We start from the raw sequence: 19074 nt of genomic DNA on the forward strand, positions 1-19074 counted from the left end.
TGATAGCCTTCATCAGCTTCTCCTCGTTGCTGCGCGACGGGTCGCGGCCGATCTGTTGCGCCGCTCATAAGGCGATCGGCAGCCGCGCTTTTCGAAGCACCAGCGACGCACACGCGATGCAAGACCTCCGCGCCCGGTGCCGCTGGCGGCGCCGACACCGGCGTCGATGCACAAGTCGGCGCTCCCGGCGCGAAGGCCGGCGTCAAGGCCAAGGCAGGTACGGCAGGAGGTGTCGAAGCCCCTGCCGGCGCAGCCAGGGGCAGTGCCGGAGCCTCCGGCAAGGCAGGCACCGACATCAAGCGCTGACGGGCTCAGCCCGTTCATCGACTGCTGTCGATATCAGGGTGAGGCCGAGCCATCGACCTCACCTTTTTCATGCCCGTGAACCTAGTCCAGCCTCGGCTTGCCGCGACCAGACTTGACCGAGGAGCGCTTCTCCTTCGAAGCGAGGCGCCGCTCCTTCGAGGCCTTGGTCGGCCTGGTCGCTCGCCTGACCTTGGGCCGAATCTCGGCCTGCCGGATCAGCTCGATCAGCCGCGCCAGCGCCTCCTCGCGATTGCGGCTCTGGCTGCGATGCTCCTGCGCCGTGATGACGATCACGCCATCTTGCGTCAGCCGGCTGCCGGCGAGCTTCATCAGGCGGATCGCCACCTCGTTGGGCAACGATAGCGAGCGGCGGACATCGAACCGCAGCTCCACCGCGGTCGAGACCTTGTTGACGTTCTGCCCGCCCGGACCGGAGGCGCGCACGAAGCTCTCCTCGATCTCGCTTTCATCGATCGCGATGGACGGGGTCACTTGAATCATGGGAGGACGCTACCCCAACCTGAAGAGGATTGCAGCGATGAAGCCAGCTCGCGACATCGAGCGCCTGATCGAGATCATGGCCGCGCTGCGCACCCCGGGCACCGGCTGCCCCTGGGACCTCGAGCAGGACTTCGCCTCGATCGCGCCCTACACGATCGAGGAGGCCCATGAGGTCGCCGACGCCATCGCCCGTGGCGATCTCGTCGATCTCAAGGACGAGCTTGGCGACCTCTTGCTGCAGGTCGTGTTCCACGCCCAAATGGCGCAGGAGCAGGGCAGCTTCGCCTTCCCCGATGTCGTCGAGGCGATCACCACCAAGCTGATCCGCCGACATCCGCATGTCTTCGGCGACGCCCGCGATCTGTCGCCCGCCGAGGTCAAGGCGTTGTGGGGGCAAATCAAGGCTCAGGAGAAGGCCGATAAGGCGCGTGCGAGGGCGCAGGCCGGGCTGCCGGAGCCGGCGGAGGCCAAGGGCGTGCTCGCCGGCGTGCCGACCACCCTACCCTCGCTGACCCGGGCCTGGAAGCTCCAGGCCAAGGCCTCGACGGTCGGATTCGACTGGAACGACGCCCGGCTGGTGCTCGACAAGGTCCGCGAGGAGACCGCCGAGATCGAAGAGGCGCTCGCCGGCGGCGACAAGGCCGCGATCCAGGAGGAGATCGGCGACCTGCTCTTCGTCATCGCCAACCTGGCCCGCCATGTCGATGCCGATCCCGAGGCCTGCCTGACGGCGGCCAATGCCAAGTTCGAACGCCGCTTTGCCGGGATCGAAGCGGCGCTGGAGCAGGAAGGGCGCGAGCCGCGCCAGGCCTCGCTCGAAGAGCTCGAGGCGCTCTGGCAACAGGTGAAGCGCGCCGAGCGCGCTGTCTCCTGAACCAGAGCATCGGACTGAAAAGTGGAGTCCACTTTTCGGAGAGATCCGATGCCGAAACAGAAGGTTTAACGAAAACGCCGGGCACGAGGCCCGGCGTCGGTATCGGGTTCGCCTGATCGGCAGATCAGGGCTTCGGAGCCGGCGTCGCCCCCGGAGCCGGGGCCACGCCGGGAACAGCCGGTGTGCCCGGGGCCGGAGCCGCGCCAGGCGTGGCATCGGCGCCGCCAAGGCGCTTGCGCAGCTCTTCCTGGCGCTTGGCCAGCTCGTCCTGAAGCTGCTTCTGCTGCTCTTCCAGCACCTTAGGGTCGATCGGCGCCCCGTCGAAGCCCTTGGCGAAATCCGCGAGCGGGATGCTGAAGGAAACCTCACGCGCCGCCTGGTTCTGGACGCTGATGTTGAGGTTGGTGCCCTTCCTCATCGCGTTGATGAAGTCGTCCTTGACCTGCGCCTCGGCGAAACACCCATTCGGGAAGCAGACCGCGTAGCGACCTGGCGTCGGCTGCGCCGTGTCGACGCCGAAGCGGATGCCGGGCTGCAGCAGCAGGCCGAGCGGCATCAGGAAGCGCACGATCTTGTTCGGGTCGCCCTTGACGTCATAGACGGCGACGGCGAGGACCGGCTGGCCCTGATCCGAGACGAAATCGCGCGTGGTGTAGCAGATTTCCTTGTTCGCGGCCTGGTCCTTGCCGCAGACCTTGGTCCAGGTCGTCTGCGACGGCTCGGGCTTGACCTGGACGACGGTCGGGCCGGTCTGGGCGGCCTGGCCCTGGGCCGGCGGCTGCGCCGGAGCAGGAGCGGGCTGCGCCGGGCGGCTCGGAGCCGGACGCGGCTGGGCCTGCTGCGCGAATGAAGCGGCGGGAGCAAGAGCGACGGCGGCGCCCAGCACGAGCGCGAGGCTGCGGACCGTGCTCTTCGCGGTGGCGCCCTGGCTCTGGGACAGGCGGGTCGAAGCTGACATCTGCGATTCCTTGACCATGGAAACTCGTTCGGCCGCCAAATCCGGCGGCGTGCATCACCCAAGGCTCAACCGGCACGGTGCCGGAGCCGGTAGCGGCGTGAGCACATCAAGCGCGATTGAGGCGTTTGAATGACGCCCGGCCTGCGTTTAGCGAGTTCTGCAGCAGGTTTCCAGCCCGAAGAGCGCCACGCGACAAGTTTGATCGCATGTTATCCTGCGGCAGGGAATCAGGTTTGAGCATGCATCGACGTATCCGCGCCCTGGCGCGCCCGGTTTGGGTTTTCGGGCTCGTCCTCGCGAGTCTCGCGGCTTTCGGGCTCGCGGGCGGCGCGCGTGCGACCGCTGCCGAGAACGACAATGCGATCGCCATGCATGGCGAGCCCGAGCTTCCCAAGGGCTTCGAGCACCTTCCCTATGCCGATCCCAAGGCGCCCAGGGGCGGGCGAATCATCTTCGGCCAGCAGGGCACGTTCGACAGCCTCAATCCGCTCGTCGTGCTCGGCGTCGCACCAGACGCCGTGCCGCGCTATGTCCAGCAGAGCCTGCTCGTCCGCTCCGCCGACGAGCCGTTCACCGCCTATGGCCTGCTGGCGAGCAAGGTCGAGCTCAACCCGGAACGGACCCGCCTCGCCTTCCAGATCGATCCGCGCGCCCGCTTCTCGGATGGCAGGCCCGTCACGGCCGAGGATGTGATCTTCACCTTCGAGATGCTGAAGACCAAGGGCAAGCCCTTCCACCGCTCCAGCCTGGCGCGGGTGACCAGGGTCGAGGCGCCCTCGCCCGACCGCGTCGTCTTCGAGCTCGGCGACGGCTCCAACCGCGAGCTGCCGCTGGTGATCGGCGCCATGCCGATCTTCGCCAAGCACGCCACCGACGCCGAGAAATTCGGCGACACCAGCTTCAAGCCGGCACTCGGCTCCGGCCCCTACATCGTCGAGGAGGTCAAGCCCGGCGAGATGCTGCGTCTGAAGCGCCGCAAGGATTTCTGGGCCGAGGATCATCCTCTCACCCGCGGCCTCTTCAACGCCGAGGAGATCCGCTACGATTTCTACCGCGATTCCAACGCTTTGTTCGAGGCTTTCAAGGCAGGGCTTTACGACGTCCGCCTCGAAAGCGACCCGACGCGCTGGATGACCGGCTATGACGTCCCGGCCGTGCGCGACGGCCGGATCGTCCGTGACACCTTCCGCTTCCAGGCACCGAAGGGCATGACCGGGCTGGTCTTCAACACCCGCCGCCCGCAGTTTTCCGATATCCGCGTCCGCGAGGCGCTGGCCATGCTGTTCGACTTCGAATGGGCCAATCGCAACCTGTTCCATGGCGTCTATCGCCGTGCCGGCAGCTTCTTCGCCGACAGCGAGCTATCAGCGCTCGGCGTTCCGGCCGATCAGCGCGAGAAGGCCTTGCTCGCGGCCTTCCCCGGCGCCGTGCGCGACGACATCCTCGCCGGAACCTGGGCACCGGCCGCGACTGATGGTTCCGGCCGTGACCGCGACCAGGCCCGCCGCGCCCTGGATCTGCTCGAGGCCGCCGGCTACCGGCTGAACAACGGGCAATTGCGCAAGGGCGGCAAGGGGGATGTGTTCGGCTTCGAGATCACCGTCACCAACCGCCCGCAGGAGCGGCTGGCACTGAACTACGCGACCTCGCTCGCCCGCCTCGGCATCGCCGTCTCGGTCCGGCTGATCGACGACGTCCAGTACTGGCGCCGGCTCTCCACCTTCGATTTCGACATGATCCAGTGGACCTGGCCGGCCTCGGCCTCGCCGGGCAACGAGCAGATCGGCCGCTGGGGTTCGGCCAATGCCGAGCGCAAGGGCGCGCTCAACTATGCCGGTGCGCGCTCGCCGGCGATCGATACGACATTGCAGGCGCTGCTGGCCGCGCGCTCGCGCGAGGATTTCGTCGCGACCGTGCGCACGCTCGACCGTTTGCTGCTGTCCGGCTTCTATGTGGTGCCGCTCTATTATTTGCCCGAGACTTGGCTGGCGCGCACGCGCGAGATCGCCTTGCCCGAACGACGTGCGAAGTTCTTCTTCTCCAACGAGACGCTGGCGCGGCTGCCTTCCCCGCCTGCGCCCGCCAACTAGGCCGGCCGATGCGGATGGGCTCCGACGAAATCTCCATCGGCGCGCTGGTCGAGGGGCTCGATTTCGACAGCCTGCTCAAGGCGCTCGCCGCCCGCCGCGGCTATGAGCCGGCCTTCCGCGATCCGCCCGGCCGGCGTGACTGGAGCGATTTCTCGCCGAGCGCCTTCGGCTTCGCCGAGCTCGACGGCCGCGTCGACCGGCTCGCAAACCTGCTCCTGCTGGCAAAGCCGCAACCCGGCGCCTGCGTCGCGATCCTGGCGCCGCTCGGCCCGGAGGCCCTAGTCTCGATCCTCGCCAGCCTGCGGGCCGGCCTGTCGCCGATGATCCTGCCGGCCCATGCCAGGGAGGCGGAGCTGATTCCTCTGATCGAGCGCTCCGGCGCCGTGATGGCGCTCGGCGTGCCAAGGATCGGCGACCTGCAGCCGCTACACCTGCTCCGCGATGTCGCCGCCCGCTCTTTCGGCATGCGCTTCATCGGCGGCTTCGGTACGCGCGTACCCGATGGCGTCGCCGCGCTCGAACCGTTGCTTGGTCATGGCGCCGCGCCGTCCGCGCTGCCGCCGGCCGCGGTTCGGGCGCCGATTCGCGTCATTGACGGCCACAGCCTGGCCGGCCCGTTTCCGGTCGGCGAGAAGGAGGTCCTGGCCAAGGCGCTGGAAATCTCCCGCGTTCTGAAACCGCTCGCCTCTGCACGGCTGATCACCACCCTGGTCGGCGGCGACCTCGCCGCGCTTGCGACCGGCCCCGGCATCGCGCTGCTCACCGGCGTCGAATTGCTGCCGCTCGGCCTGTTCGTACTCGACGATCTGCGCGCCTGCCTGGAAGGCGGGCGCATGGTCCATCTCGTCATTCCCGCTGCGATGGAGCCGGCACTCGCCCGCTCGAAACTCGGCGGTCACAAGGCTTTGACCAGCCTCGTCGTCACCCGCCGCGCCGGCGAGGATGACGGGTTGCCCCGCCTCGACCGGTCGGACCTCGCCATCGTCGACGTGATCACGCACGAGCCGGAGCGCGTCGAGGTCAGGCGGCGCAACCCAGGCTGAGTTCAGTCGTCAGCAGAAGCGATCGCGATCTCGCTGCGACCACCAATCCTGGCCATGGCTGCAAGCTGGCCGGCTGCCTGCCCGTACAATGCCGGGTGCGCCTCGAAGGTGAAACATGTGACCTGGCTGAGTTGAAGCAGCTCCGCCGCCTGCGCCGTCAGCGTCATGACGATCTCGCCTTCGCGGCAGGTGATCCGCTCCACCCCGCCGGTGCAGGCCAGGCTCTGGTCGGTTCGCTCCAGATAGAGCTCGTCCTCGACCGGCCGTGGCTGCTTTCCGCTCAGAGCCGTGCCGCTGACGATGTGCAGCACGTCGAGCGGTTCGCGGGCCGAGGCGAAGCCGAGCGAGAGGACGACCAGCTCCCCGTTCTCGACGAGGACCTCCTCGACCTCGAAGCGCCCGGCTTCGCCGCCCATTGCCCGTCAGGCCGCCTTCTTGCGCTCGGCAATGCGTGCGAGATCGGTGAGGAGCCGGCGCGTGCCCTTCAGCCGCTGCTCGGCATCTTCAAGATCGTCGATGAAGACGACGCGCATGTCGGGGCGGACCTTGGCCAGCGTGCCCTGCTTGGCGACATAGGAGACGAGTCCTTCCGGATTGGCGAACTCGTTGTCGCGGAAGGCGACGATGATGCCCTTCGGCCCGGCCTCGACCTTCTCGACATTGGCGCGCTTGCACAAAGCCTTGATCGCGACGATCTCCAGGAGCTGCTTGACCTCCTCCGGCAGCGGACCGAAACGGTCGACCAGTTCGGCGCCGAAGGATTGCAATTCGCCGTCCTCGTCCATGGTCGAGAGGCGCTTGTACAGCGTCAGCCTGAGCGTCAGATCGCCGATATAGTGCTCGGGGATCATCACCGGCGCGCCGATCTGGATGGTCGGCGACCAGTGTGCGTCGCTCTCGATCTCGATGCCGGCCTTGAGCGCCGCCACCGCCTCCTCCAGCATCTGCTGGTAGAGCTCGTAGCCGACCTCCTTGATATGGCCGGACTGCTCGTCGCCGAGCAGGTTGCCGGCGCCGCGGATGTCGAGATCGTGGCTGGCGAGCTGGAAGCCAGCCCCCAGCGTATCGAGCGACTGCAGAACTTTCAGGCGCCGGTCGGCCTGCTCGGTCAGCTTGCGGTTGGCCGGCACGGTGAACAGCGCATAGGCGCGCACCTTCGAGCGGCCGACGCGGCCCCTGAGCTGATAGAGCTGGGCCAGGCCGAACATGTCGGCGCGGTGCACGATGAGCGTGTTCGCGGTTGGGATATCCAATCCGGATTCGACGATCGTGGTCGAGAGCAGGATGTCGTACTGGCCCTCGTAGAAGGCGGTCATCACGTCTTCCAGCGTGCCCGCCGCCATCTGGCCATGGGCGATGCCGACCTTGCACTCCGGCACCTGCTTGTCGAGGAAGTCCTTGACGTCGGCGATGTCCTCGATCCGCGGTACGACATAGAACGAGCGCCCGCCGCGGTAGCGTTCGCGCAACAGCGCCTCGCGTACGATCAGCGGATCGAACGGCGTGACGAAGGTGCGCACCGCAAGCCGGTCGACCGGCGGCGTCGCGATGATCGAGAGCTCGCGCACGCCGGTCATGGCGAGCTGGAGCGTGCGCGGGATCGGCGTCGCCGTCAGCGTCAGCATATGCACCTCGGCGCGCATTTCCTTCAGCCGCTCCTTGTGGGCGACGCCGAAATGCTGCTCCTCGTCGACGATGACGAGGCCGAGATCCTTGAAGTCGATGCCCTTGCCGAGCAGCGCATGGGTGCCGACGGTGATGTCCATCGTCCCGTCATTGATGCCCTGCTTCACCGCCTTGAGATCGGGCGCCGAGACGAAGCGCGAGGCCTGGCCGACCTTGACCGGAAGCCCGGCGAAGCGTTCGGCGAAGTTGCGATAGTGCTGGCGCGCCAGCAGCGTCGTCGGCACCACGACCGCGACCTGCTTGCCGGCGAGCGCCGCGGTGAAGGCGGCGCGCAGCGCGACCTCGGTCTTGCCGAAGCCGACATCGCCGCAGACCAGCCGATCCATCGGCCGCCCGGCGGCGAGGTCCTCCAGTACGGCGTCGATCGTGTTCTGCTGGTCCTCGGTCTCCTCATAGGGGAAGCGGGCGCAGAACTCGTCATAGAGCCCGTCCTGCGGCACCAAGCGCGGCGCTTCCTTGAGGGCGCGCGCAGCGGCGATCTGGATCAGCTTGCCCGCCATCTCGCGGATGCGCTGCTTCAGCTTGGCCTTGCGCGCCTGCCAGCCGCCACCGCCGAGCCGGTCGAGCACCACTTCGGTGTCTTCCGAGCCATAGCGCGAGAGCAGCTCGATATTCTCTGCCGGCAGGAACAGCTTGGCGTCGCCGGCATAGTGGATTTCGAGGCAGTCATGCGGCGCGCCGGCGGCGGTGATCGTCTGCAGGCCGACGAAGCGGCCAATGCCATGGTCGACATGGACGACGATGTCGCCGGGCGTCAGCGATGACAGCTCGTTGATGAAGTCCTGCGGCCGGCGCGTCTTGCGGCGCGGCCGGACCAGCCGGTCGCCAAGTATGTCCTGCTCGCCGATGACCGCGAGCTTGCCGGCTTCGAAGCCGGTCTCGAAGCCCCAGACGGCCAGCGCCGTGGTGCCAGGCTTGAGGTCGAAGGCGGCCCGCAAGCTACCGGTCATCTGCACGGTCTTGAGGCCGTGGTCGGCGAGGACGTGGGCGAGGCGCTCGCGCGAGCCCTCCGACCAGGCAGCCAGGATGACGCGTCGGCCTTCGGCCTCCAGCGCCTTCACATGCGAGACGGCCGCGTCGAAGACGCCGCCGGAATTGTCGGCGCGCTCGGCCGCGAAGCTGCGGCCCTGCTTGCCAGCGAGATCGACGACGAGCTTGCCCTCGCTCTCCGGCAACTGGAACGGCGTGAGTGAGGCAACGCCGGCCTCGCCGATGATGCCGCGCCAATCGGCCGGCGAGAGATAGAGCGCCTCCGGCAGCAGCGGCTTATAGGGTATCGAGCCAGGCGCGGGCTGGTCGAGCGCGCTCTTGCGGGCGTCGTAATAGTCCTTGATCAGGCTGATCCGTTCGCCGACCGCGTCATCGGCGTGATGATCGAGCACGATCGGGACATCAGGCAGATAGGTGAAGAGCGTATCCAGCTTCTCGGCCAACAGCGGCAGCCAGTGCTCGAGACCCGCCGGGCGCCTGCCCTCGCTCACCGCCTCGTAGAGCGTGTCGTCGCGGCCAGGCGTGCCGAAGGTCGCGATATAGGACTGGCGGAAGCGACGGATTGAGTCGCTCGTCATCTGCGCTTCGGACATCGGCACGAGGTCGAGCCCGCGCAACTGCCCGGTGGTGCGCTGCGTCTCCGGATCGAAGGTCCGGATCGATTCCAGCGTGTCGCCGAAGAAGTCGAGCCGGATCGGCGCCGGCATACCCGGCGGGTAGAGGTCGACGATACCGCCGCGCATGGCGAATTCGCCGGTCTCGCGCACCGTCGAGGTTCGCAGATAGCCGTTGACGTCGAGCCAGCGCGCCAGCTCCTCGGTGTCGACCATGTTGCCCGGTGCGGCCGAGAAGCTTTCGGAGGCGACCTTGCCGAAGGCCGGCACGCGCTGGAGCGCGGCGTTGACGGTGGTCAGCAGCAGGCGCGGCCGATCGCCCGATTTCGTCCTCGCGAGCCGCGACAGCGTCGTCATCCGGTGCGCCACGATCGAGGGCGCCGGCGAGACGCGGTCATAGGGCTGGCAGTCCCAGGCCGGGAAGGTCATCACCTCGAGATCGGGCGCAACGAACTGCAGTGCGTTCTCCAGCACCTGCAGACGCTGGCCGTCGCGCGCGATGAAGACGATCAGCGCCGGCCCTTCCGATTTCTTGGCGCGGGCGCGCGTCAGGTCGGCGAGCACGACGGCATCGAAGCCATCGGGCACGCCGGCGAGCATCGGCTTGTCGCCACGGTTCAGCGCATCGAGGATGCGCTCGAGCTGCGGCTTGGCGATCTGGGCGGGAGGCGGAATGCTCATTCGATCATCGACGAGGGATCGTCGGCCTTCTGATAGTCTGCAACGGGTGTGATTGTGATTGTCTCGACGGTAGCTCGGAGTTTCCCGAAGGCGCCGAAGCAAGGCTCGATCTCGAACTCGATGTCGCCTGCGCCGACACCGGTCCCTACTTGGGTCGGGTGAGGCTCAGTGGGTTTGGCGAAGCGCAGCGCCATGTCGCCCATGACGTTCTGATGATTGAAGCCCTCAAGCGACAGATCGATGGTATCCAAGGCCTTGAAAGCGAACGTTACGATCAGGTCGGGTCGCGGCGAGCCATCGCGCCGGCCCGGGAGAGACACGCTCAGGGACGCGCCACGCCGGTCGAGATCGAGACGACACAGCTCTGCATCGTGAAACGACGGATAGCCGCCGAACCAATCCAGCAACTCCCGGCCACCTGGAAGCGCTTCTAAAACCTTGACGGTCTCGGCGAGGTGTTCATCGTCCGGTGGCGGCCAGTTTTCATGCAAGTATTCAGACATGGATAGGCTTGTCGTGCTGGTGGAAGGCCTTCAGTCGCCGGAAGACGTCGCTGTCATAGTTCTCCGGCACCTGCGCCTCCCCCGTCACCCAGCTCAAGAGGTCGCGGTCGAGCACTTCGATCAGCCGCTCGAACTCGTCGAGCTCGGCCTCGCTCAAATTGCCGATCTCGGCATCGGCGAAGCGGCCCATGATCAGGTCCATCTCGCGCATGCCGCGATGCCAGGCGCGGAACAGGATCTTGCGCCGGCGCGGGTCGAGATCGGCGCTGCTACGGGTCGAGCCACTCATCATCGGCCTCGCAAAACAGAGATTGGGCCGGCCCCGTCGCGAAGCCTGCCGTCGCGGGCTATATAGCGAGCCGACCACGCGAAGTCAGCGGCTGATGCGCTGCTGATCCCGCACTCCTGACATGCCGTGAAGCCATTGCGCCCATCCGTCCTCGATCAACTCTTTGCTCCGGCCACCGCGCTTTCCGGCGTCGGCCCCAAACTCGCCAAGGCGCTCGACAAGCTGCTGGGCGACGAGACGCATGCCGCCCGCGTCATCGATCTGCTCTTCCATTTGCCGACCGGAGCGATCGACCGGCGGCCGAGCGAGAGCATTGCCGAGGCCCCGGTCGGCGAGATCGCGACCTTCTCGGCGCGGGTCACCGAGCACCGCCCCGCCCCGCCGACCAAGGCGAAGGCGCCCTATCGCATCATCGTCGAGGACGAGACCGGCGACGTGACGCTGGTCTTCTTCCATGCCGATGTCCGCCATCTCCTGCAGACCCTGCCGATCGGCGCCTATCGCATCATCTCCGGCAAGCTCGAGCTCTGGGACGGCATGCGCCAGATGGTCCATCCCGACCGCATCCTCGACCCCAAGCTCGCCGCGACGATGCCCTCGGTCGAGCCGGTCTACGGGCTGACCGAAGGCATCGGCGGGCGCGTCATGGCGCGCATCGCTGCCAGCGCGGCCGAGCGCTGCCCGGAACTGCCAGAGTGGCAGGACCCGGCCTTCCTGGCGCGGCACGACTTCGCGCCGTTCCGCAACGCGATCGACGCCCTGCACCACCCGGTCGATCTCAAGGCGGCCACGGGTGAGACGGTCGCGCGCCGGCGCATCGCCTATGACGAGCTGCTCGCCAGCCAGATCGCGCTCGCGCTCGTGCGCCGCCAGCAGAAGAAGGCGGCCGGCCGGGCCACGGCGGGCGACGGCGCCTTGCGCCATGCCATCGAGACCGCCCTGCCCTTCACGCTCACCGACGGCCAGCGCAAGGCGATCGCCGACATCCATGACGACATGGAAAAGCCCGAGCGCATGCTGCGCCTGCTCCAGGGCGATGTCGGTTCGGGCAAGACCGTCGTCGCGCTGATGGCGATGGCGGCCGCTGCCGAAGCCAGACGGCAGTCGGTGCTGATGGCGCCGACCGAGATCTTGGCGCGCCAGCATGCCGAGCGTCTCGCCCCGCTCGCCGACAAGGCCGGCCTCAAGCTCGCTCTGCTCACCGGCCGCGAAAAGGGCGCCGGCCGCCGGCAGGTGCTGGAAGGCTTGGCGAATGGCGAGATCGACATCGTCGTCGGCACCCATGCGCTGTTCCAGGAAGGCGTCGCCTTCCATGACCTAGCCCTCGCCGTGGTCGACGAGCAGCACCGTTTCGGCGTGCATCAGCGCCTCCTGCTCGGCGCCAAGGGCGAGGCGGTCGACATCCTGGTGATGACCGCGACGCCGATCCCACGTACGCTGGCACTGACCTGGTTCGGCGACATGGACGTCTCGATCCTCTCCGAGAAACCGGCCGGCCGGAAACCGATCACCACGCGGGCGATCTCGCTGGAGCGCTATGACGAGGTCGTCGGCGCGGTCGGGCGGGCGCTGGAGAGCGGCGCGCAGGTCTACTGGGTCTGCCCGCTGGTGCAGGAATCCGACACGCTCGATGTCGCGGCGGCGCAGGAACGCTTCGAGGCACTGCAAGCCCTCTTCGGCGACAAGGTCGGGCTGCTGCATGGCCAGATGCCAGGCCGCGACAAGGACGCTGCCATGGCTGCCTTCTCCGGCGGGCAGACGCGCGTGCTGGTTTCGACCACGGTGATCGAGGTCGGCGTCGACGTGCCCAATGCCTCGGTGATGGTGATCGAGCATGCCGAGCGTTTCGGCCTCGCCCAGCTCCATCAATTGCGCGGGCGGATCGGGCGCGGATCGGCCGCCTCGACCTGCCTGCTGCTTTACAAGGGGCCGCTCGGCCAGGTGGCGGAAGCACGCCTCACCATCATGCGCGAGAGCGAGGACGGCTTCCGCATCGCCGAGGAGGATTTGCGTCTGCGCGGCGAAGGCGAAGTGCTCGGGACCCGTCAGTCCGGCTCGCCCGACTGGCGCATTGCCCGGCCGGAGATCGACGGCGATCTCCTCGCCGCAGCGCGCGACGATGCCCGGCTCCTGATCGAGCGCGATCCGCATCTGGAGTCAGAGCGCGGCAAGGCGGTCCGGACGCTGCTCTATCTGTTCGAGCGCGACGTCGCGATCCGCCTGCTGCGCGCGGGCTGAGGCAAACTCAGCCCTGCGCGAACTAAGCGTTTTCGGTCGTCTTCGAGGGAATGCGCGCCACCACCTTGAGCTCGAAGTCGAACCCGGCGAGCCAGGTCACGCCGACAGCGGTCCAGGTCGGATAGGGCGGCTCGCCAATCTCTTCGGCGCGGATCGCCATCATCTTCTCGAACTGCGACTGCGGGTCGGTGTGGAACGAGATGACGTCGATCACATCGTCGAAGCTCGCCCCTGCCGCCGCCAGAACCGCGCGCAGATTGGCAAAGGCGAGCCGGACCTGATCCTCGAACACCGGTTCGGGGGAACCGTCCTCGCGACTGCCGACCTGCCCCGAGATGAAGAGCAGATCGCCATGCCGGATGGCGGCCGAATATTGATGGACGTCGTAGAGCGCGTGGCGGTTGGCCGGAAAAATCGCGTCACGTTTGGGCATATCGATTCCTATTCTACATGTTCGGTGGGTGGGCTTGATGCGGCCCGGGCCTGCGCAGGCGTTCAGAGCTGCGCGAGCTCGGCCTCGGTGAAGTCGGCGGCGAGCGAGATGTCCTGCTGGCGATCGAGCTCGATCATGCGATCACCGAGCGCCTTGCGGATGTTCGTGTAAGCGTCGGCACCGAGCGCCAGCCGCTTCGGGAGCGGGCCCTTCTGATCGGCGAGCACGATCATCGCGTCGGTCACCCGCTCGGGATCGCCCTTGACGATCCAGGAGCCACGAACCGCTGCGCGGGTCTGGCCGACGGGCGTATTTTCATAGGCTGCGATCGGATTCGCATGGGCAAGATTGCCGCCGAATTCCGTCCTGGTCGGCCCCGGCTCAACGAGGGTGAATTCGATGCCGAACGACGCGACCTCCTGCGCCACGGTCTCGACGAAGCCTTCGATGCCCCATTTGTTTGCGTGGTACAGGCTGAGGCCCGGATAGGCGATCAGGCCGCCCTCGCTCGACACCTGCTGGATGCGTCCGCCGCCCTGCTTGCGCAGATGCGGCAGCGCCGCCTGGATCAGGGTGATCGAGCCGACGAGATTGGTCGCGATGATATCGCGGACCTGTTGGTCGTTCACTTCCTCGGCTGCGCCGACGAGGCCATAGCCAGCATTGCTGACGATGATGTCGATCCGACCGAACGCTCCGAACGCTTGATCGACTGCGGCGCGCACAGCGCGCTGGTCCCTGAGATCCAGAGCGATGATGTGCAGCCGTTCCGGATAGCGTTCCCGCAATTCTGCAAGCGCATCCGTTTTGCGGCTGGTTCCGACGATCCGGTCGCCGCGCGCCAGAGCCTTCTGCGCCAGAAGCCGGCCAAAGCCGGACGATACGCCGGTAATGAGCCAAATCTTGTCCATGTCCCACGCCTCTCGGTTTGTTACCGGCATGAGATAGGGGAGAAGCATTGTTCGGATTAGCCGTTGAAAACCGTACGAGCTGATGCGAAATCAGCAGCAATGGCTCGCCCCTCGCTCAACGACCTCACGGCTTTCGTCGCCGTCGCGACCCGTCGCAACTTCCGGCGCGCAGCGGATGAGCTCGGGACGGCGCCCTCGACCTTGAGCCATGCGATGCGGGCGCTCGAGGAACGCATGGGTGTGCGACTGCTCAACCGCACCACCCGCAGCGTCGCGCCGACCGAAGCCGGTTTCGAGCTGCTCGGCCGCCTGCAGCCGGCGCTCGCGACGCTGGACGCGGCGCTGGACAGCATCGCCACGTTCCGCGGCAGCGTCGCCGGCAGCGTCCGGATCAACGCACCACGACTGGCTGCCGCGCTGCTCGTCCGGGAGGTTCTTCCCCTGATGGCCGAGCGCTTTCCGGACGTGACCGTCGACCTCGTCGTCGAAGGCAAGCTGATCGACATCGTGGCTGCCGGGTTCGATGCCGGCGTGCGTCTCGTCGGCTCGATTCCGCGGGACATGGTCGCGGTGCCGTTCGGCGGCCCCGTCAGCTTCATCTGCGTCGCGTCGCCGGCGTATCTCGAGCGCTTCGGCATACCGGATACGCCCGATACCCTGCAGCAGCATCGCTGCATCGGCCACCGCATGCCGAGCGGAAAATTCTATCGCTGGGAGTTCGAGCGCGCCGGGCAGGAGCTAACGATCGATGCTGGCAGCTCGGTCATTCTCGATGATGAAGAACTCATGGTCGAGGCTGCGGTAGGCGGCCTGGGCATCGCCTATGTCGCCAGCCCGGCGGCAGACATGGCCCTCGCGGATGGACGTCTTCGCCAGGTTCTGACTGCCTGGGCGCCCGCTCCCGAGCGCATCGCGATCTATTATCCCGGCCACCGCGCCGTGCCGCCGGCGCTGCGGGCCTTCCTCGATGTCGTCAAGGCTGCGCAATCGTAGGCGGCAGCAATCCCGATCAAGCGGACCCGCTTCGCCTCCGCCATGGTGCCGGCGTTTCGTGAGTGAGCCATGGACCCGATCAAGAAAGCCCTCTGGTGCATCGAAAGCCGCTTCGCCTCCGAGCTCTCGCTCGACGAGATCGCGGAGGTCAGCGGCGTCTCGCGCTTCCATCTCAGCCGCGCCTTCGGCGTGGCGACCGGCCGCTCGGTGATGCGCTATGTGCGCGAGCGCCGGCTCTCGGAAGCGGCGCGCCAGCTCGCCGATGGCGCGCCCGACATCCTCCAGGTCGCGCTCGACTGGGGCTATGGCTCTCACGAGGCCTTCACCCGCGCCTTCCGCGAGCAGTTCGGCATCACGCCGGAAGAGCTGCGCGCCCGGCGCGATCTGTCATCCCTTGCTCTCGTGGAGCCTCTGTCCATGCATGCCGCAAACCGCACTCCCCTCGCCGAGCCGCGTATCGTCACCGGCAAACCCATGCTGATCGCCGGCTTCAGCGGTCATTTCTCGGTCGACAACACGCAAGGCATCCCCTTGCTCTGGCAGAAGATCGTTCCGCATTTCGGCCATATCCGCGGCCAGAAGGGCTTCATCGCCTATGGCGCGAGCTATAATTGCGACGATGTCGGCACCTTCGACTACATCGCCGGCGCGGAAGTCTCCTCGTTCAGCGACCTGCCCGACGAGTTCGCAAGGCTGAGCGTGCCCGAGCAGCTTTGCGCCGTCTTCGAGCACAGCGGCCACATCACCGGAATCAAACAAACGTTTGAATCGATCTGGCGCGACTGGCTGCCGAAATCGGGCCGTGAGCCGGCGATGGGCGTAACACTCGAGTTGATGGATCAACGCTTCAACGGCGCGACCGGCAATGGCATCGTCGAGATCTGGGTGCCCCTGAAGAGCTGAGCTACTTGCCCATTTCCGGCGCCGAGCGCGGTGCCATTTCGCCGGGCTGGATCAGCCCGGCCGACATGATCAGTTTGGCGCCGTCCTCCACCGAGATCGACAATTCGACGATCTCGCGCCGCGGCAGGTAGAAGAAGAAGCCGGTCGTCGGGTTCGGCGTGCACGGCAGGAAGACGCCGATCTGCTCGTCGCCATCGGGCAATTTGCCGGCGATCTCGGGGGCCGCCTCCTGCGCGATGAAGACGATCGACCACATCCCCGGCTGCGGGAACTGCACCATCCCGACCTTGCGAAACGAGGTGCCGGACTGGGAGAAGATCGTCTCGAAGACCTGTTTCACCCCCTTGTACAGGCCGCGCACCACCGGCATGCGATCAAGAAGCGACTCTCCGGCCCCGATCAGCGTGCGCCCGACCAGGTTCGCAGCGAAGAAGCCGATCACCGTCAGGCCGATCAGCGCGATGATCAGGCCGAAGCCCGGCAGCGGGAACGGTAAATGGTTCTCGGGCCAGAATTGGGCCGGAACCAGCGGTTTCACCAGGCCGTCGACCAGGTTGATGAACCACCAGGTCACCGAGGCGGTGATGGCGAGCGGCGCCGCCAGCACCAGCCCTGTCAGGAAATAGCGCCGGAGCCTTGTGCCGAAGGTTGGCCGCAGCAGATCGGGCTGGACGACGAGGCGCGGATCGGGCGTGCGGGCATTCATCGAGGATCCGGGACTCCGTCCAGTCTTGCGGCCTCGTCACATTGCGCCGCACTATCGGACGATAGCCGAGCGCCAGCCGCTGGCTAGCCCCCGATTCGTCGATGAGCCCCGTGTCCGAACCATCCAGACAGCAGCGCCGCTGGCATCGGCCGCTTTATCTCGCGGCCGGTTGGCTCTGCACGGTGCTGGGCATCGTCGGGCTGATTCTGCCGGTGATGCCCGGCACGGTCTTCCTGATCGCCGCCGCCTGGTGCTTCTCGCGCTCCTCGCCGCGCTTCGAGAGCTGGCTGGTCAATCATCCTCGGCTTGGGCCGCAGGTCGTCCGCTGGCGGCAGACAGGCGCAATCGCCCGCAGGACGAAATACGTCGCCTGCGGTTCGATGCTGCTGAGCTTCGTCATCGTGACGGCGACCGATGCGCCGCCGATCGCGCTCTGGCTGAGCGGCGCCGGCCTGATCGCGGCCGGCACCTATGTCGCGAGCCGGCCTGAACCGGCCGAAGACGAAATCACTCGACGGTGACCGACTTCGCCAGATTGCGCGGCTGATCGACGTCTTTGCCCATGAAGACCGCGGTCTGGTAGGCGATCATCTGGATCGGCACCGAATAGACGATCGGCGCGAAGAGCGGATCCATCTCCGGCATGATGATGGTCGCCTCAGGCACGATGCCGCATTCGTCGGCGCCCTTGGCGTCGGTGATCAGGATGATCCGGCCACCGCGCGCCGCGACCTCCTGCATGTTCGAAGCCGTCTTCTCGAAGAGCGCATCATGCGGCGCGATCACCACGACCGGCATGTCCTCGTCGATCAGCGCGATCGGGCCGTGCTTGAGCTCGCCTGCCGGATAACCTTCGGCGTGGATATAGCTGATCTCCTTGAGCTTCAGCGCGCCTTCCAGAGCCAGAGGGAAGGCGGTGCCACGGCCGAGATAGAGCACGTCGCGCGCCCTGGAGAGCTTGCGGGCGAGCTTCTCGATCTCGGGCTCCAGCGTCAGCGCCTGCGCCATCAGGCCGGGTAGCGCGATCAGTTCCTGGACATAACGCGCTTCCTGCTCTGCCGAGAGCGTGCCGCGGGCACGAGCCGCTGCAATCGCAAGGCCAGCGAGCGCTGTCAGCTGGCAGGTGAAGGCCTTGGTCGAGGCGACGCCGATCTCCGGGCCGGCCAGCGTCGGCGCGACGACGTCGCTCTCGCGCGCGATCGTCGAGGTCGGCACGTTGACGACCGACATGATGTGCTGGCCTTCCTGGCGGGCATAGCGCAGGCAAGCGAGTGTGTCGGCCGTCTCGCCCGATTGCGAGACGAAGAGCGCGAGCCCGTTCGCAGGCAGCGGCGCCTCGCGATAGCGGAACTCCGAGGCGACATCGATCTCGACCGGCAGGCGCGCCAGCTTCTCGAACCAGTACTTGGCCGTGAGGCCGGCATAATAGGCGGTACCGCAGGCCGAGACGGAGAGGCGCGACAGGTTTTTCCAGTCGAACGGCGTCTCGAAGGGCAAGCGCGTCACACCGTTCGCCATGTCGACATAATGTGTCAGCGTATGGCCGACCACTTCCGGCTGCTCATAGATCTCCTTGGCCATGAAGTGGTGGTGGTTGCCCTTCTCGACCAGGAAGGCGCCGGCCGCGACGCGCTGGGCGCGGCGGTCGACCTGCTGGCCGTCGGCGTCGTAGAAGGTCGCGCCCTTGCGGTTCAGCACCACCCAGTCGCCTTCGTCGAGATAGGCGATGAGGTTGGTGAAAGGCGCCAATGCCAGCGCATCGGAGCCGAGATACATCTCGCCGTCGCCGATGCCGACTGCGAGCGGCGAGCCCTTGCGGGCGCCGATCAGCAGGTCTTCCTGTCCCTCGAACAGGAAGGCGAGCGCGAAGGCGCCGCGCAGATGCGGCAGCGCAGCCCCGACTGCCGCGACCGGGTCCTTGCCGCGATCGAGCTCGCGGGTGACGAGATGGGCGACGACTTCGGTGTCGGTCTCGCTGGCGAAAACATGGCCGTCGGCCTCGAGTTCGGCCTTGAGCTCGCGGAAATTCTCGATGATGCCGTTATGGACGACCGCCAGCTTCTCGGTGGCATGCGGATGGGCATTGGTCTCGGTCGGCTTGCCATGCGTCGCCCAGCGGGTGTGGCCGATGCCGATCAGGCCATCGAGCGGCTCGCTGGAGAGGCGCACTTCGAGGTTCTTGAGCTTGCCCTCGGCGCGGCGGCGGCTGAGCCGGCCACCTTCGAGCGTCGCGACGCCGGCCGAATCATAGCCGCGATATTCGAGCCGCCGCAGCGCTTCGACCACCTGGCCGGCAACCGCCTGCTTGCCGAGAATGCCCACGATCCCGCACATGAATGTGCCTCATCCGTTGAT

Annotated in this window: 17 protein-coding genes; 7 read left to right on the plus strand and 10 right to left on the minus strand. The window is 66.9% G+C overall.

Annotated features, from left to right (window positions below; translation table 11 throughout):
• Positions 1-387: 387 nt before the first annotated feature.
• A complete protein-coding gene (gene arfB / locus ACWIGM_RS19385; protein ID WP_454027582.1) occupies positions 388-807 on the minus strand; it encodes an alternative ribosome rescue aminoacyl-tRNA hydrolase ArfB in 420 nt (139 codons plus the stop codon).
• 37 nt (positions 808-844) lie between these two features.
• Between arfB and mazG the strand changes: the two genes are divergently transcribed.
• On the plus strand, positions 845-1681 hold the full coding sequence (gene mazG, locus ACWIGM_RS19390; protein ID WP_454027583.1) for a nucleoside triphosphate pyrophosphohydrolase: 837 nt from the start codon (positions 845-847) through the stop codon (positions 1679-1681).
• A gap of 124 nt (positions 1682-1805) precedes the next feature.
• Here mazG and ACWIGM_RS19395 read toward each other — a convergent pair whose 3' ends face one another.
• Entirely contained in the window at positions 1806-2639 is an 834-nt protein-coding gene (locus ACWIGM_RS19395; protein WP_454027584.1) for an invasion associated locus B family protein, read from the minus strand.
• A gap of 239 nt (positions 2640-2878) precedes the next feature.
• On the opposite strand from ACWIGM_RS19395, the gene ACWIGM_RS19400 reads away from it, so the two are divergent.
• Both ACWIGM_RS19400 and ACWIGM_RS19405 read left to right on the plus strand, forming a co-directional pair.
• Positions 2879-4729 (plus strand): extracellular solute-binding protein, encoded by a 1851-nt coding sequence (locus ACWIGM_RS19400; RefSeq protein ID WP_454027585.1) that lies wholly within the window; start codon positions 2879-2881, stop codon positions 4727-4729.
• A 14-nt stretch (positions 4730-4743) separates the two neighbouring features.
• On the plus strand, positions 4744-5772 hold the full coding sequence (locus tag ACWIGM_RS19405) for an AMP-binding protein (RefSeq protein ID WP_454027586.1): 1029 nt from the start codon (positions 4744-4746) through the stop codon (positions 5770-5772).
• Positions 5773-5774: 2 nt separating this feature from the next.
• Here ACWIGM_RS19405 and ACWIGM_RS19410 read toward each other — a convergent pair whose 3' ends face one another.
• From ACWIGM_RS19410 to ACWIGM_RS19425, 4 genes are read right to left on the minus strand one after another with little or no spacing between them, the layout of a single operon-like run.
• Complete coding sequence (locus tag ACWIGM_RS19410; RefSeq protein ID WP_454027587.1) at positions 5775-6188, minus strand: hypothetical protein; 414 nt, start codon at positions 6186-6188, stop codon at positions 5775-5777.
• Between the two features lie 6 nt (positions 6189-6194).
• A complete protein-coding gene (gene mfd, locus ACWIGM_RS19415) occupies positions 6195-9743 on the minus strand; it encodes a transcription-repair coupling factor (protein ID WP_454027588.1) in 3549 nt (1182 codons plus the stop codon).
• A complete protein-coding gene (locus ACWIGM_RS19420; RefSeq protein ID WP_454027589.1) occupies positions 9740-10246 on the minus strand; it encodes a hypothetical protein in 507 nt (168 codons plus the stop codon). The genes mfd and ACWIGM_RS19420 overlap by 4 nt, the downstream gene beginning before the upstream one ends.
• The gene (locus ACWIGM_RS19425; protein ID WP_454027590.1) at positions 10239-10535 is read right to left on the minus strand and encodes an FAD assembly factor SdhE; all 297 of its coding nucleotides are present in this window, start codon (positions 10533-10535) and stop codon (positions 10239-10241) included. The genes ACWIGM_RS19420 and ACWIGM_RS19425 overlap by 8 nt, the downstream gene beginning before the upstream one ends.
• 135 nt (positions 10536-10670) lie before the next feature.
• Here ACWIGM_RS19425 and recG point away from each other — a divergent pair, with 135 nt between their 5' ends.
• Complete coding sequence (gene recG / locus ACWIGM_RS19430) at positions 10671-12773, plus strand: ATP-dependent DNA helicase RecG (protein ID WP_454028025.1); 2103 nt, start codon at positions 10671-10673, stop codon at positions 12771-12773.
• A 22-nt stretch (positions 12774-12795) separates the two neighbouring features.
• Here recG and ACWIGM_RS19435 read toward each other — a convergent pair whose 3' ends face one another.
• Both ACWIGM_RS19435 and ACWIGM_RS19440 read right to left on the minus strand, forming a co-directional pair.
• Entirely contained in the window at positions 12796-13206 is a 411-nt protein-coding gene (locus tag ACWIGM_RS19435; protein ID WP_454027591.1) for a RidA family protein, read from the minus strand.
• 62 nt (positions 13207-13268) lie between these two features.
• Positions 13269-14117, minus strand: coding sequence for an SDR family oxidoreductase (locus ACWIGM_RS19440; RefSeq protein ID WP_454027592.1), 849 nt, complete (start codon positions 14115-14117; stop codon positions 13269-13271).
• A gap of 99 nt (positions 14118-14216) precedes the next feature.
• Between ACWIGM_RS19440 and ACWIGM_RS19445 the strand changes: the two genes are divergently transcribed.
• Together ACWIGM_RS19445 and ACWIGM_RS19450 are read left to right on the plus strand one after the other, a co-directional pair.
• Complete coding sequence (locus ACWIGM_RS19445) at positions 14217-15110, plus strand: LysR family transcriptional regulator (RefSeq protein WP_454027593.1); 894 nt, start codon at positions 14217-14219, stop codon at positions 15108-15110.
• 69 nt (positions 15111-15179) lie between these two features.
• A complete protein-coding gene (locus ACWIGM_RS19450; protein WP_454027594.1) occupies positions 15180-16013 on the plus strand; it encodes an AraC family transcriptional regulator in 834 nt (277 codons plus the stop codon).
• 1 nt (position 16014) lies between these two features.
• On the opposite strand, the gene ACWIGM_RS19455 is transcribed toward ACWIGM_RS19450, so the two are convergent.
• Positions 16015-16719 (minus strand): DUF502 domain-containing protein, encoded by a 705-nt coding sequence (locus tag ACWIGM_RS19455; protein ID WP_454027595.1) that lies wholly within the window; start codon positions 16717-16719, stop codon positions 16015-16017.
• Between the two features lie 110 nt (positions 16720-16829).
• On the opposite strand from ACWIGM_RS19455, the gene ACWIGM_RS19460 reads away from it, so the two are divergent.
• Positions 16830-17240 carry a YbaN family protein gene (locus ACWIGM_RS19460; protein WP_454027596.1) on the plus strand — a complete coding sequence of 137 codons (411 nt, stop codon included), beginning with the start codon at positions 16830-16832 and terminating at the stop codon, positions 17238-17240.
• Here ACWIGM_RS19460 and glmS read toward each other — a convergent pair.
• Entirely contained in the window at positions 17227-19053 is a 1827-nt protein-coding gene (glmS, locus tag ACWIGM_RS19465; RefSeq protein WP_454027597.1) for a glutamine--fructose-6-phosphate transaminase (isomerizing), read from the minus strand. The two genes, ACWIGM_RS19460 and glmS, sit on opposite strands and share 14 nt — an antisense overlap.
• Between the last annotated feature and the right edge of the window lie 21 nt (positions 19054-19074).

The organism is Allobosea sp. NPDC055332 (genome assembly GCF_053645455.1).